Genomic DNA, 13,127 nt, shown 5'->3' with positions numbered 1-13,127 from the left:
AAGGATACTGCCTTTCTACTCCTTTCTAGCAGAAACTGGCTCCGACGATGATCAAAAGAATGAACAAAACGACAATCAATACAAATGTAGAACCATATCCGCCAGTTCCACAGCCGTAATTGTAGCCGCATCCGTATCCTCCATATCCGTACATGCAAATATCACCTCGCTTTGCCCTATAATCCTTATTAACATATGTATCGGACAAGGCCTATGGTTGGGCTGAGGTGAAAATGGGTGAAGCCCTGAACGAAATCAAGCGATCAGATGGTTTCCATCTGACCGCTTGATCTTCATCCTTTCGGGTTGAACAAGAGGGCCCCGAGAAATCCAAATACAATGGCTGCCGATATTCCGGAGGATGTGACTTCGAACATCCCCGTCAGCACCCCGATGATCCCATGCTCCTGGGATTCTTGCATGGCCCCATTCACAAGGGAATTCCCAAAGCTCATGATCGGGATCGTGGCACCTGCTCCGGCAAAATCAATGAGGGGCTCGTAAAGCCCCAATCCTGAAAGCACAGAACCCACCACCACAAGAAAACTCATGGCATATGCCGGAGGGAATTTCACCACGTCAAGCAGCAGCTGCCCTACAACACATATGAGTCCACCGACAACGAAGGCCCAAAAAAACATGGCTAACATAGGTAGTCCCCTTTCTTATGAATATTCAATGGATACGGCATGGGCGATACAAGGAATCGTTTCCCCTTGTTGGAAGGTAAGCGGAGAAAGAAGAGCTCCCGTAGCAATCACCAGGATCCTTTTATACGTTCCTTGACGCATCTGGTTAAGGAGATGGCCGTATAGCACGGTGGCAGAACAGCCGGGACCGCTTGCCCCTGCCTGAACGGGTTGATCATCATCATAGATGAGCAATCCACAATCCTGGAACTGATCGGCCCCTATCCTGAATCCTTTCTGCTGAAGAAGGTCCAGGGCCGTAAGCCGACCGATCTTCGCCAGATCTCCTGTGACGATCAAGTCATAATAGGATGGATCACGCTCAAGGTCCCTGAAGTGAGCCGTGATGGTATCCACTGCTGCGGGCGCCATCGCACCTCCCATATTGAAGGGATCGGATAGACCCATGTCGATGACCTTTCCGATTGTAGCGGAGGTGACCCTCGGTCCCGGTGCTGATCCGACCGCCTCATTGCCAAGGAGTGCATACCCCGCTCCCGTAACGGTCCACTGAGCTGTGGGAGGCTTTTGACCGCCATATTCTGTCGGATATCTGAACTGTCTTTCCGTAGCCGAATTATGGCTCGAAGCTCCGGTAATGACGTGGCGTGCCCCATGGTAATTGACCATGAGTGCAGAAAGGGCGAGGCCTTCCATGGAAGTGGAACATGCTCCGAATAATCCGAAGTAAGGGAGACCGATCGTCCTTGCGGCAAAGCTTGACGGTGTGATCTGATTGATAAGATCCCCGGTCAAGAAGAACTGGACGTCATTTTTAGTGATGGATTTCTTTTCAAGGGCGATGGATACAGCATCTTCGATCATGGTACGGTTTGCCTTTTCATACGTATCCGTCCCCATCCTCACATCATCATAGAAACGATCGAAATCAGCGCTGAGACGGCCTTTCTTTTCAAACGGGCCTCCGACCACACCTGTGGAAAGGATTTTCGGTTTAAGGGGAAACACCCATGATTGTGAACCTGTTAACATTAGATCACCCCTAACTGGATGAGGATTGTTTTGATGAGGGCCACGACGAAGGCAGAGAAAACGCCGAATACGATGACCGATCCGGCAAGCTTGAACATATTTCCACCTACCCCGAGGACATACCCCTCGGTTTTATGTTCGATCGCTGCGGAAATCACCGAATTTCCGAAACCGGTGACGGGCACGGCGCTGCCGGCTCCTGCAAATTGACCAAGATGATCATACAGACCGAAACCGGTCAACAACATGGCAAGGAAGACCATGGTGGCAACGGTTGGATTTCCAGCCGTCTGTTCGGTGAAGTTAAAAAAATAGATATACATATAAGTGAACGCCTGTCCGATCACGCAAATGAATCCGCCGACAAAAAAGGCTTTCAGTACGTTCTTCATTAAAGGGCGTTTTGTTTCATACTTCTTCTCGATGGCTTCATACTGCTTTTGCCCAGGCGTTTTCGGTGTTTTAGCCACTTCTTAGCCCTCCTATGTTTTTTCCTTCTGAAGAGTGATGATGTCATTGAAGTGCTTCTCTGCCTCTTCATTTCCGATATCGTTATTCTTTATTCTTTCTTTGAGCCTTACCGTTTCAAGGAAGATTTTATAGTCGCTTGAAAGAATGAAATCCTCATCGGGATACTTATCTTCAAGGTAGGCCTCCATGTCGTGCTCGATCCGTTTCATATGGAATCGCTGCAGATGTTTCACTTTATAGACGACCAGGGTCTTTTCCTTCCCCTGAATCACAGCAACATCGTATAATTCCTTTTTCTTCGACAGTTCTTTTTTAATGGCATGGCCGAAGCTGTCGGTTTCCGGATTATCCACCAGTTCGATGGGAGATAGATTGGTGCGCTTCATCAAAGCATTTTTACTGTCTTCTCCGTCTTCCATGCTCTTGCAGCCAGTCAGCAGGAGGATGAACAGGATGCAGATGGTCATTCGTGTCATTTATACCGCCCTCCGTTTGGTTCGTTCTCACCTGTATTTTTCACTAAAAAGCAATTATTTATGAATAGAAAAAGACTGCCCAAAGGAGCAGTCTTAGTTCTTTTTGATTTTCGATCCACATCCGCAGCCTTTTTTCTTCGGAGTGGAATTGGTGGTGAGCGGTACATGTATAGGGGTTTTCTTCACTTCCCCGTCCTCCTTTCGTTCATTCCCACTCCCATTATATGCGCAAGATGCATTGCTTGTTTCCACTGTTTCCCTAATCCCTACTGTGATTTCCAATTTTGAATGGCCGATTCAAGAATAGCGCCGATCCCCGCTACTGCCATGATCGCGAGAAACGGTTGGAACACAACAGGGTAAAAGATGAATCCCGCGTAGCAAAAAAATGCCATCCATATACCGGTACACCAATAGCACGATAACAACTCCCCGATAAACCCTCTGACTCCCCCCTCTTTTGGAACCAGATATACTTCCTCCAAGCCATTTTCATCCGCTTCAGTGATTTCGTTGAAAAAGGGACTTCTGATGAATTCAGTGATCTTATCAAATACGATGAGATGGGTAAGCCTGAAGACGGCCAATCCCATGATGATCAATTCCAGAACAGTTAGCTTCAAAAAGCGCCCACTCCTTCATTCAATTCTGCCTATTTTCCCCAAAAGGGGCTATTGTCCGTGACCCAAAACCCGTTCTGTCAATATGTTAGTAGTGTAATGAAAACAATTTAAGGAGGAAATTTTCTTATGGGTTGCGGAAAAAGAAATGATGATTTGCACGGTGCCAGTAAAGGATGCGTTTGTCTAGCCGTACGCGCCATTAAAGATATCCAAGATGCAGCTGATCAAGATTGCTTCGATTGTAAGAACGACTGCTTTCTTGAGCCGCTTGGGTCTTTGATCAGTCCTGTCGGAAATGCACCAAACACGCGTGTTTTCAAACTCTACAACAAAAAAGGAGACCTTTTCAAGGTGCATCCTAAACATCACTGCTGGAAAACACCATACTTCCGTGTCAAAAACGTATTCGACGATTGTTGTGCTACCCTTCAAGTTTTGAAAAAGGTTCATGCTTCCGGAGCAGATGTTGATTCCGAAGATGAAATGATGGGTCTTCACAATAACTATTACTATGAGTTGACAGGGGATTGCATTACAGTTGATCTAGATTGCTTCTGCGCCATCCAATGCATCGATGATGTAAGAGTGGACGGAGTTTGTGACTGATTAACAGGGAAGGAGCCAGTCGGGTGACCGCCTGGCTCTTTCTATTTCAATCCAATGATCTGGATGTTTTTGACTGCCTTTTTTTCCAACACCACGGCTTCCCCTTGGAAGGTCTTAATCGTCAATGTGGTGGAATCCGATGATCGAAGCACCCCTCTGTAAGAGACATGATCCGTCTGGAATGTACATGGGAACGGGGCCCTCCCCATGATGCTCGCTTCCAGGTAGCCGATCTTCCCTTCAAGATCCATCTCCCTGAATGGCTTCAGCGGCCGGAAATAGGATTCTGTCTTCAGCGCCACCGGTTCCTCTATGACGGCTTCCACTACCTCTTCCTTCACTTCTTCGGGGAGCTTCGGCCTGGATTCGGCCCTCTTGGCTGATCCCTTATAGGTATTCTGCATATTGCTGCCCACATCGATCATGCGGGGCTGCTGAATATATAACAGAGGCTTCTTTTCTTTCCTCACATTCATCCCTCCTTATGGTCTACTTTTATATGTATGCACACCCCTCCTATGTGTTTCTTCATGGCAAAATGCAAAAAAAGAACCTTCATCGCGGTGGACTCCAACAGGAGCCTTCCTTAGATGAAGGTTCTTTCTATTGATATCTGAATTTAACCCAGTACGTGGTAACCTGAATCAACATGGAGATTTTCTCCAGTGATTCCCCTTGAGTAGTCGCTGAAGAGGAATACAGCCGCATCCCCTACTTCTTCCTGAGTCGTGTTGCGGCGTAAAGGTGCGCGCTCTTCAATTTCTCTCAGGATACTGTTGAAGTCACCCACTCCTTTAGCAGACAGGGTACGGATCGGACCGGCAGAAATAGAATTCACGCGGATTCCATCTTTACCAAGGTCGCTTGCAAGGTAGCGTACGCTTGCTTCAAGGGAAGCTTTCGCCACTCCCATGACATTGTAGTTCTGCATGACCCTTTCTCCTCCAAGGTACGTCATAGCCACGATGCTTCCGCCTTCGGTCATGATCCCTTTTGCCGCCTTGCTGACAGCCGTCAGTGAGTAGGAGCTGATATTGTGGGCGAGAAGGAACCCGTCGCGGGTCGTATTCATATAGTCTCCAGCAAGCTCCTCTTTGTTCGCGAATGCGATGCAGTGAGCGAGGCCATGGATGACACCGACTTCTTCCTTGATGGTTGCGAAGCACTTGTCGATATCTTCATCACTTGTCACATCACAAGGAAGGATCAGTGAATCTTCCCCTCCTTCGAGTGTGGAAGCAAGGTCCGTTACTCCCTTTTCAAAACGTTCACCAGCATATGTAAAGATCAATCGTGCTCCCGACTGGTGGAGCGAACGGGCAATCCCCCAGGCGATGCTGCGTTTATTCGCCACTCCCATGACGACGTATGTTTTTCCCTTTAATGAAAGAGTCATTGAATATCCTCCTGTTTAATACATGTTATTAGTACCTGATACTAATTCTACATGATAATCACCAAAATGAAAAGCCTTGTTCGCGATGTTTATAAGCTAATCCCTCCCACCACCGCATCCGTACTTACAGGAGGGGGCTCTTCATACGTCACGCCCCCAAGAACCGGGATGCTTTCATAGTCGGGTGATCTGCTCTTTGATCCGGTGGATTTGGCGGATATGCCGCTTCTCATGCCTGCCCAGCAGTTCGAATACCTGCTCAATGGGCATGACGCCGAAGCGGTGGTGATCCATTGATTTTTGCTCCAGCTCTTCTATTGTGTAGGAAGATTCAAGGCGTTCCGTCAACTGCCTCGAAGTATGAAGGGCCTTAAGAAGCTCGTCACAGGTTTTGTGTACGTCAGGAGGATCGATGGGCGCGATCATCTTATGTGCGGGATCATCGAATACTGTCAGGTCGACCTTTTCTCCCTTCGCCATACTCTCAGAGGCAGAGCGCAGTGCGAGCTCCATGAATCGTGTTTCAGCCCCGGCAAGATGAAGGACGACTTGCGCTATGCTCCATCCCCCACTCGCAGGCTTTTCATTCAGTTTATCTTCTCCTGCGTCATGGAAGCTGTCGATCAATTCATTACGAATGGTCTTTACATTCTCTCTCCACATGAGAACACCTCCTATTGGTTATACGTTCATTCTAAACATAGTGATATCCCTTGTCTAATGAGATAAAAAAAAGAACTTCCCAGCATATAGCATGGGAAGTTCCAATGTGTTCAGCAGTCTTCACAGAATTCCAATTCTCTCTTCAATTCATCCACATATTCCTTCGAACCGGTGACGATCAGGCGATCATTCATATGAAGCTCTGTATCACCGTGGGGAACAATGGAATCCTTCCCCCTGAAAATCCTGACAAAAATGACATCCCCGGTGAATGGGAACTGCCTGAGGGACATTCCCTCGAATTGATGGTTCAGCATCCTGATCTCATACAGGGACGTTTCTTGATTGGTAAGGATATTCAGTACAGACGGTGATTCAATCAAGGCCCGGAGCAGTGCCTTCGTGGATAGGAAGACAGAATACACCTCGATCTCCTTCTCCCTCAGATCTTCATGAAGGTCTGCACTCTCGGCCCTGACGATTACCCGGTCCACACCTTTTGCTTTCGCTTCTACGGCTAATGAAGCATTGAGCGCTTCGTCTCCGGTAGAAATGACGAGGATATCCGAATCAAATATCCCAAGTGCTTCAATGGTCGAAGAATCATAATTCTCGATTTCATTGATGGTAAACAGCGAGTCTGCAATGGTCTGTTCCGATTTGTCCTGCCTCGTATGGTAAAGGACCGGTTCATACAGGGAGGATTGAAGCTCCCTCGATACCGGCATCGTCAGCTGATTGGCTCCAAGGAATGAAACCTTGAGCTTCTTCTCTGCCGCACTTTCTTTCGGAAATAGCTTCTTGAAGAAAATCGGCGTGATGATACAGGCAATGACGGCGACGAGGATCAATGTTCCACTCATCTGCGGAGTGATGATCTCGATTCGCTCCGCGATCTTAGCTGCCGCGATGACCAGAGAAAGGGTCGAGGTCAGAAGGAACGCAGAAGCAAGGGTCGTCTTCGTATCATACCAATACTTCAGGAAGTACACCGGCACGACTTTCGAGATGAAGAAAGCAAGCAGCAGCAACGGAATCAACAGAAGCATTTTCTTGTCGCTCAGTAGGGTCCAGAGGTCCAGTTCAACCCCGATCATGACGAAGAAGATCGGGATGAGGAATCCGTAGCCGAAAGAGTCCAGCTTATGGACCATTTCCTGATTGGGCGCAAGCAATGAAACAAGCACTCCAGCCAGGAACGCCCCCAGGATATTCTCTGCCCCCACGGTTTCCGAAATGGCCACCAGGACGATGATGAGCGTGAATACCGCCCGCGTGCCGATTTGAACGGTACCTGTCGATAGACTCCTGATGAACGGATTATTCTTTAGTCGTCTTGCAAGGAAGTAAAGCAGGATCCCCACACCGAAGAGGATGAGAAGGAGCCACATGCTTCCCTGGCCGTCCCCGTATAGGGAGACGAATACGGCAAGCAGGATCATCGTCGCAAGATCCGCGATGACCGCTACCAGGAGGATGATCTGACCGATTGCCGTTTTCATGATATGGGCCTCTTTCAACGTCGGAACCACCACTCCCAAAGAGATGGTCGAAATGATGAGGGTCATGAGGAAGGCATTATTGATCAAACCGAACCAAACGAACAGATAAGAGAGGCCAAGGGAGACCACGAAGATTCCCAGGAAAATGATCATGGCTACCCGGAGCCTGTTCGGCTCTTCCTTACCGTTCGGCAGTAGGGCCTTTTTCTTCTTGCCCCCCGAGAACGCGGTGAAGTCTATTTCCAATCCACTGAGAAACATTAGGAAAATGAACCCCAATGTAGAAAGCGTCTCAAGCCACATATCCTGGTGAACAATATCAAATCCACTTTTCCCGATGATCAATCCGACGATGATCTCTGCGATGACCACGGGGATGAAGTTGAGTTTGAACTTATGGAGCAGGATAGGTGTCAGAAACGCCACAAGGATCACAATGACAAGTGACATAACAGATGCATGTTGTTCCATTCTAATTCTCCCCCTTGTCTATAGTTATAGTAGGTAGCTCATGAAAATGGTGGCGAGGCCGAAATAAATCAAAATCGAAATGATATCATTAATCGTAGTGATGAACGGCCCCGACGCAACCGCCGGATCGACTTTGAGCTTATGCATCACGAGCGGGACCAGGATCCCGGCAAGTGTGGCCACAAAGAGGGATATGAGCAGCGAAACCCCTATGACCAGTCCGAGGAAGAACTCACCCTTCCACACGTACACGATGATGCTGATACCGACACCGCATGTTGTACCCGTGATCAGACCGGTCCCTGCTTCACGCATGATAAGGGACCATCTGCTTTCTTTTTCAATATCTCCCGTTGCAATACCGCGAACCGCAACGGCGAGGGCCTGGGTACCCGTATTACCGGACATCCCCGAAATGACCGGGATGAAGATGGCAAGGACCGGTACGACGGCAAGGGTGTCCTCGAACCGGCTGATGAGGCTTGCGGTAAACATTCCGAGGAACAAAAGGGCAATGAGCCACGGCAGCCTTTTCTTGGCTGCACTGAACGGGTTCTGGTCGATGGAATCAAGATCCGAGATCCCTGCGAGCTTCGAATAGTCATCGGATGCCTCTTCTTCCATAACGTCCATGATGTCATCGACGGTGATGATACCGAGGAGGTGCTGCTGAAAATCCACAACCGGCAGGGCAAGGAAGTCGTAATCCTTCATTTGTCTCGCTACTGCCTCTTGGTCTTCACTGACGCCTACAGACATGACACGTTCGCTCATAATCTCTGAGATCATCACGTCATCGTGACTGATGATAAGGTCGCGAAGGGAGATGACCCCTACGAGTTTTTTATCGTCGTCGATAACATAGATATAGTAGATGGTCTCGGCATTCGGCGCTTCGTTCTTCAAGATATACATGGCCGACCGCACCGTCTGATTCTTGCTGATGGCCACGAATTCCGTGGTCATGATACTACCGGCCGTGTATTCTTCATAGTGCAGGAGTTCTTTGATTTCTTTCGCCGATTCATCATCCATGATGGTCAAGTAACTGACCACCTGTTCCTTATCCAGCTCATTCAATACATCGACCGCATCATCCGTATACATATGGGAGAGCATCTCAGCTGCATAAGAGGGATTCATTTCGGCAAGGATATCCTGATAATCTTCTTCTTCAATATCAAGACTTTCAAAAAGCTCTGCCATTTCTTCAGGGGATAGGTAGTGATAGAGGCGGGCCCTCAATCCTTCCTCCACCCGTGCAAAGAATGTCGCCTGATCATACGAGTGCAGTTCAATAAACTCTGAACGGAAGAGATCCATATTCTCCTCTTCAAGCGCCCTGATCAGAAGTTCTTCATCGAACATTTCCCTATCATTCGGTTTATCTTTGTCTCTTTCCTGATCTTGTGTGATATCAGTCATTGAACACACCTTCTTCCTATCACATGTATCTTTATCGTTTTAATACTAGCAAATCCTTCAGTTCTTGTCGCCTTAAAAATGACATCCTTTTTCTTGAAGTCCTGCGGTCCGAGCGTATATGTGAAACACTGAACCATTAATATGGCATAATTTCAATAAAAAGAAAAGCGAAAAGGAGCTGACTCATATGAAACTGGATATCATCGGGGATATATACATGGCTGCTATGAGGAATTGACCGCACTTATTGAAAAGCTTGGATACAGCTGGAATGACGGCATACCCATCCATCATGAACGAAAGCTTGCCTTCATAGGAGATCTTACGGACAGGGGGCCGCAATCACTCGACACGATCGAACTTGTGGCAGCTCTCTGCTCACGGGGGAAAGCAAGGTATGTCCCTGGGAATCACTGCGATAAATTGTACCGCTATTTCCTGGGCCATGATGTTCAAATACGCCATGGACTTGAAACAACGGTCGCAGAGTGGGAATCCGCCTCATCTTCGAAGCAGGAAGCAATCAAGAAGCAATTCCTCACTCTGTATGAAGACGCCCCTCTCTACGATGTGCTCGATGGAGGAAGACTGATCCTTGCCCACGCAGGGATGAAAGAGGAATGGATCGGGCGTAAAGATAAAAGAATCAGGACCTTCGTTCTTTACGGGGACATCACCGGGGAACGGAATCCCGACGGGACACCCGTCAGGAGGGACTGGGCCAGGGACTATCATGGTGATGCCTGGATTGTTTATGGCCATACACCCGTACCAGAGCCAAGAATGATCCATCGCACAGTCAATATCGACACCGGTGCCGTCTTTGGGGGACGCCTCACCGCGTTCCGCTACCCGGAAATCGAGAAGGTCAGTGTGCCTTCCACGATGCCATCGATCCCGACAAAATTCACTTGTTACTAAAAAAGAGCGAGGGCCACGGGGCTCTCGCTCTTATTATGAACCTTAATCCACCAACCGACTCATATCTTGAGGCAGCGGACAGTGAAAGGTCATCTCGCGTTGTTTCACCGGATGAAAAAAGGCAAGTCGGCTGCAATGGAGTGCCTGCCTCTTTATACGATCAAGCGCACCGCCGTAAAGATCGTCCCCTTCCAGAGGGTGTCCGATATGGGATAGATGCACCCTGATCTGATGGGTCCTCCCAGTCTCGAGCTGCAGTCTCAAATGAGCATAGGCTCCGTACTGCTTTTCGACACGATATCGGGTTTTGGCATGGCGCCCGTCTTCCCGGACCATCCGTTCGATGATGCTGGTCTCTTTCCTTCCGATGGGAGCTTCGATGACCCCTTCTGCATCTGTAAACAAACCGTGAGCAATGGCTTCATACTCCCTGCTAACGTTCCCCTGCTTCTGACTCAGCGTGAAGAGATGATGAATATGCCGGTGCTTTGCCACCAGCACAATCCCAGACGTATCTTTATCAAGCCTGGTGACGATATGGACAGTGGATGCGACTTCTGTAGCCATGTAATGAAACCTGATCGCATTTGCCAATGTCCCCCCTGCTTGATCGGTCGAAGGAATCGTCTTCATTCCAGCGGGTTTGTCAACCACCAGAACGTCCTCATCTTCATAAAGGACCTTCAAGGGAAACGGCTCAGGTAGGATGGAGCTGTCTTCAACCGGGAAGACGACGCGGAGGCAGTCACCCGCGGTTAAGCGAAACCTTACATCTTCCCGCTTTCCATTGACGCTAAGCTCCCCGCCTTCGAATTTGACCGCCGTCAAGGTGCGCTTGGAAATCTCATGATCCTTGAGGAAATCTTTCATGCGGCGTCCCTGGTCCTCTTCACCGATGACCCAATTCATTTCATATCGTTTCATGATCCTTGATCCGTCAGTCCGACACAAAGGAGTCATGCACCCGTTTCCAGAACGGGAACGGCCTGAACCGGGCAAACCGGATCTTTTCATCGGCCACGCGATATTGAATGCTCTTCACATCTTTGTGAAGCAGGGATAAGTGATCGATCGTGACGAGGAAGTCAGGACCGTTCACCGGCTTCAGCATGCATGTATGATGGGCCGGGAGGATGAGCGGCGAACCGATCGTCCTGAAGACGCGATTGTTGATGGACGCCATTTCAGCAAACTGGATCGCAGGGATCGACGGGTGGATGATAGCACCGCCAAGGGCTTTGTTATAGGCCGTACTTCCCGAAGGCGTGGAAAGGCAGAGCCCGTCCCCGCGGAAGCGTTCAAAGTGCTGGCCGCGAATTTCCACATCCATAACAAGAGTTCCTTCGACGCTTTTGACGGTGGATTCATTGAGTGCAAGATACCTCGTTTCCTTTCCACCGTGCTGATAACGGATGATCGTCTCTAGTAGAGGGTATTCAATGACTTGATAAGGAGTCTTCGCAATGGCGATGACCAGCTTTTCGATCTCCTCGGGCACCCAATCTGCGTAAAAGCCCAAGTGGCCGGTATGCACTCCGACGAAAGCCGTCTTATCAAGTCTTGAACGATAGCGGTGAAAGGCATAGAGGAGCGTGCCGTCCCCACCGACGGAGATGACGATGTCGGGTTGGTCTTCATCATATGTAAGATTAAAATCTTGAAGATAGGTCCTCATTTTATGCATCAACGTGTTGGATTTGGAATCACCTTTTGACGTGATCGCGAACTTCATACTCATGCCCCTTTCAAGTCCCGCTGGGTCTCCCTCGCTGGTCCTTTTCCGTTTTGTTCGTAAAAATGACCTGTGCTTCCTGTATCTCTTCCCTGATGAGGCTCATCTCTTCATCAAGGCGGAAAGCAGCTTCTGCAGCACCTTGCAACCTATGTCTGATTTCTTCCGGGATTTGGCCACTGTATTTATAATTCAATGAATGCTCGATCGTTGCCCAGAAGTTCATGGACAAAGTCCTGATCTGGATTTCCGCCAGAATATTCACTTCCCCGTGAATGGTCTGCACGGGATAGTCGATGACGATGTGATAGGAGCGGTAGCCGCTCGGCTTCTTATGGGTCACATAGTCACGTTCCTCGATGATGGTGAAGTCCTTCCTTGCGCGGAGCTTTTCCACCACCACATGGATATCTTCAACAAACTGGCACATCATCCTCAGTCCGGCGATGTCCTGCATCTCCTGCTGGATCGCAGACAGCTTGATTCCTTTTTTGTTCGCTTTATCCAAGATGCTGGCAATCGGCTTCACCCTGCCCGTGACAAACTCAATGGGTGAATGGATGCTATATTTCTCATACTCACCACGCATCCCCTTCAGCTTTACCTTCAGTTCGTCAACAGCCTGTTTATACGGAGCTAAAAACTGTTCCCAATGGTTCATTCCATCACCTCCTGGTAGGGTCGGCTGTCAATGCCTTAATGAACGATGTTTATTTGATCAGTTAAAAAATACCGCTTCAACCTTAGCGACCATCTCATCACCGTAGTTTCCGTTCCCCTGAATATTCTCGACCAGGTACTGAAGCTCATCCTGGAACTGATGCAGCTCTAGGGTCCGTTCCGATCCGCGCGCCATGACCGGCATGCCGCTTTCCAGGACGTTCTTCAGTTCCTGCCAGATCGGTTCCTCCAAATATAAATACACATACTCTTCCGCATTTTCTGCTAGGTATACAAAAGCGAATCGATCAGAGTCTGCTATGATCTGACCGGCTGCCTGGACTCCTTCCAGGAGATCGTCCTGTTCTGTGTGCAGGACCAGGACACCGTTTTCAACGCTTGTCTGGTGAAACTGGATTACTTTCCTCATTCAACACTCATTCCTTCCATAAAACAATCAGTATCATTCTACCACATTTCATGGATTCATCTAAACATT

16 protein-coding genes and 1 pseudogene are annotated in these 13,127 nt (G+C 48.7%); 2 read left to right on the top strand and 15 right to left on the bottom strand.

The features are described from left to right. Window positions 1-25: 25 nt before the first annotated feature. The 6 genes from K6T23_RS08660 to K6T23_RS08635 all read right to left on the bottom strand — a co-directional run bounded on the left by K6T23_RS08660 (window position 26) and on the right by K6T23_RS08635 (window position 3,252). Entirely contained in the window at window positions 26-154 is a 129-nt protein-coding gene (locus tag K6T23_RS08660; RefSeq protein WP_079515832.1) for a YjcZ family sporulation protein, read from the bottom strand. Between the two features lie 139 nt (window positions 155-293). Then, the gene (gene spoVAE / locus K6T23_RS08655) at window positions 294-650 is read right to left on the bottom strand and encodes a stage V sporulation protein AE (RefSeq protein WP_048012985.1); all 357 of its coding nucleotides are present in this window, start codon (window positions 648-650) and stop codon (window positions 294-296) included. 15 nt (window positions 651-665) lie between these two features. Then, entirely contained in the window at window positions 666-1,682 is a 1,017-nt protein-coding gene (gene spoVAD, locus K6T23_RS08650) for a stage V sporulation protein AD (RefSeq protein ID WP_238284168.1), read from the bottom strand. Continuing rightward, complete coding sequence (spoVAC, locus tag K6T23_RS08645) at window positions 1,682-2,152, bottom strand: stage V sporulation protein AC (RefSeq protein WP_238284167.1); 471 nt, start codon at window positions 2,150-2,152, stop codon at window positions 1,682-1,684. Before spoVAC ends, spoVAD begins: the two co-directional genes overlap by 1 nt. Before the next feature lie 12 nt (window positions 2,153-2,164). Then, window positions 2,165-2,629: a sporulation protein gene (locus K6T23_RS08640; RefSeq protein WP_238284166.1), complete on the bottom strand. Its 465-nt coding sequence runs from the start codon at window positions 2,627-2,629 to the stop codon at window positions 2,165-2,167. A 266-nt stretch (window positions 2,630-2,895) separates the two neighbouring features. Then, the gene (locus K6T23_RS08635; protein ID WP_148794874.1) at window positions 2,896-3,252 is read right to left on the bottom strand and encodes a DUF1360 domain-containing protein; all 357 of its coding nucleotides are present in this window, start codon (window positions 3,250-3,252) and stop codon (window positions 2,896-2,898) included. Window positions 3,253-3,378: 126 nt separating this feature from the next. On the opposite strand from K6T23_RS08635, the gene K6T23_RS08630 reads away from it, so the two are divergent. Continuing rightward, window positions 3,379-3,858, top strand: coding sequence for a CotY/CotZ family spore coat protein (locus K6T23_RS08630; protein WP_238284165.1), 480 nt, complete (start codon window positions 3,379-3,381; stop codon window positions 3,856-3,858). Window positions 3,859-3,899: 41 nt separating this feature from the next. On the opposite strand, the gene K6T23_RS08625 is transcribed toward K6T23_RS08630, so the two are convergent. The 5 genes from K6T23_RS08625 to mgtE all read right to left on the bottom strand — a co-directional run bounded on the left by K6T23_RS08625 (window position 3,900) and on the right by mgtE (window position 9,258). Further along, complete coding sequence (locus K6T23_RS08625; RefSeq protein WP_238284164.1) at window positions 3,900-4,328, bottom strand: spore coat CotO family protein; 429 nt, start codon at window positions 4,326-4,328, stop codon at window positions 3,900-3,902. A 149-nt stretch (window positions 4,329-4,477) separates the two neighbouring features. Further along, window positions 4,478-5,254 carry an enoyl-ACP reductase FabI gene (fabI, locus tag K6T23_RS08620; RefSeq protein ID WP_053427523.1) on the bottom strand — a complete coding sequence of 259 codons (777 nt, stop codon included), beginning with the start codon at window positions 5,252-5,254 and terminating at the stop codon, window positions 4,478-4,480. Between the two features lie 174 nt (window positions 5,255-5,428). Next, window positions 5,429-5,917, bottom strand: a complete 489-nt coding sequence (locus tag K6T23_RS08615; RefSeq protein ID WP_238284163.1) for a DinB family protein — start codon at window positions 5,915-5,917, stop codon at window positions 5,429-5,431. Between the two features lie 110 nt (window positions 5,918-6,027). Further along, entirely contained in the window at window positions 6,028-7,890 is a 1,863-nt protein-coding gene (locus K6T23_RS08610; RefSeq protein WP_238284162.1) for a monovalent cation:proton antiporter family protein, read from the bottom strand. A gap of 24 nt (window positions 7,891-7,914) precedes the next feature. Further along, window positions 7,915-9,258 carry a magnesium transporter gene (gene mgtE / locus K6T23_RS08605; RefSeq protein ID WP_048013149.1) on the bottom strand — a complete coding sequence of 448 codons (1,344 nt, stop codon included), beginning with the start codon at window positions 9,256-9,258 and terminating at the stop codon, window positions 7,915-7,917. A gap of 244 nt (window positions 9,259-9,502) precedes the next feature. Here mgtE and prpE point away from each other — a divergent pair. After that, window positions 9,503-10,236, top strand: a pseudogene (gene prpE / locus K6T23_RS08600) (bis(5'-nucleosyl)-tetraphosphatase PrpE). Window positions 10,237-10,278: 42 nt separating this feature from the next. Here prpE and K6T23_RS08595 read toward each other — a convergent pair. From K6T23_RS08595 to K6T23_RS08580, 4 genes are read right to left on the bottom strand one after another with little or no spacing between them, the layout of a single operon-like run. Next, window positions 10,279-11,160 carry an RluA family pseudouridine synthase gene (locus K6T23_RS08595; RefSeq protein WP_238284161.1) on the bottom strand — a complete coding sequence of 294 codons (882 nt, stop codon included), beginning with the start codon at window positions 11,158-11,160 and terminating at the stop codon, window positions 10,279-10,281. Window positions 11,161-11,173: 13 nt separating this feature from the next. Beyond that, window positions 11,174-11,968, bottom strand: coding sequence for an NAD kinase (locus K6T23_RS08590; protein WP_048004306.1), 795 nt, complete (start codon window positions 11,966-11,968; stop codon window positions 11,174-11,176). A 13-nt stretch (window positions 11,969-11,981) separates the two neighbouring features. After that, window positions 11,982-12,629 carry a GTP diphosphokinase gene (yjbM, locus tag K6T23_RS08585; protein ID WP_048015489.1) on the bottom strand — a complete coding sequence of 216 codons (648 nt, stop codon included), beginning with the start codon at window positions 12,627-12,629 and terminating at the stop codon, window positions 11,982-11,984. A gap of 57 nt (window positions 12,630-12,686) precedes the next feature. After that, on the bottom strand, window positions 12,687-13,058 hold the full coding sequence (locus K6T23_RS08580; RefSeq protein ID WP_238284160.1) for a UPF0738 family protein: 372 nt from the start codon (window positions 13,056-13,058) through the stop codon (window positions 12,687-12,689). Between the last annotated feature and the right edge of the window lie 69 nt (window positions 13,059-13,127).

The organism is Rossellomorea marisflavi (assembly GCF_022170785.1).
Taxonomy (GTDB): domain Bacteria; phylum Bacillota; class Bacilli; order Bacillales; family Bacillaceae_B; genus Rossellomorea; species Rossellomorea marisflavi_B.
Note: the sequence above shows the minus strand (reverse complement) of the source record. Positions and strands in the feature narration are given on the sequence as shown.

Coding starts and splice junctions, on each gene's coding strand:
- spoVAD (WP_238284168.1), bottom strand. CDS start 1,682: ATGTTAACAGGTTCACAATCATGGGTGTTTCCCCTTAAACCGAAAATC.
- K6T23_RS08640 (WP_238284166.1), bottom strand. CDS start 2,629: ATGACACGAATGACCATCTGCATCCTGTTCATCCTCCTGCTGACTGGC.
- K6T23_RS08615 (WP_238284163.1), bottom strand. CDS start 5,917: ATGTGGAGAGAGAATGTAAAGACCATTCGTAATGAATTGATCGACAGC.
- spoVAE (WP_048012985.1), bottom strand. CDS start 650: ATGTTAGCCATGTTTTTTTGGGCCTTCGTTGTCGGTGGACTCATATGT.
- yjbM (WP_048015489.1), bottom strand. CDS start 12,629: ATGAACCATTGGGAACAGTTTTTAGCTCCGTATAAACAGGCTGTTGAC.
- K6T23_RS08630 (WP_238284165.1), top strand. CDS start 3,379: ATGGGTTGCGGAAAAAGAAATGATGATTTGCACGGTGCCAGTAAAGGA.
- fabI (WP_053427523.1), bottom strand. CDS start 5,254: ATGACTCTTTCATTAAAGGGAAAAACATACGTCGTCATGGGAGTGGCG.
- K6T23_RS08580 (WP_238284160.1), bottom strand. CDS start 13,058: ATGAGGAAAGTAATCCAGTTTCACCAGACAAGCGTTGAAAACGGTGTC.
- K6T23_RS08660 (WP_079515832.1), bottom strand. CDS start 154: ATGTACGGATATGGAGGATACGGATGCGGCTACAATTACGGCTGTGGA.
- K6T23_RS08590 (WP_048004306.1), bottom strand. CDS start 11,968: ATGAAGTTCGCGATCACGTCAAAAGGTGATTCCAAATCCAACACGTTG.
- K6T23_RS08610 (WP_238284162.1), bottom strand. CDS start 7,890: ATGGAACAACATGCATCTGTTATGTCACTTGTCATTGTGATCCTTGTG.
- mgtE (WP_048013149.1), bottom strand. CDS start 9,258: ATGTTCGATGAAGAACTTCTGATCAGGGCGCTTGAAGAGGAGAATATG.
- K6T23_RS08595 (WP_238284161.1), bottom strand. CDS start 11,160: ATGAAACGATATGAAATGAATTGGGTCATCGGTGAAGAGGACCAGGGA.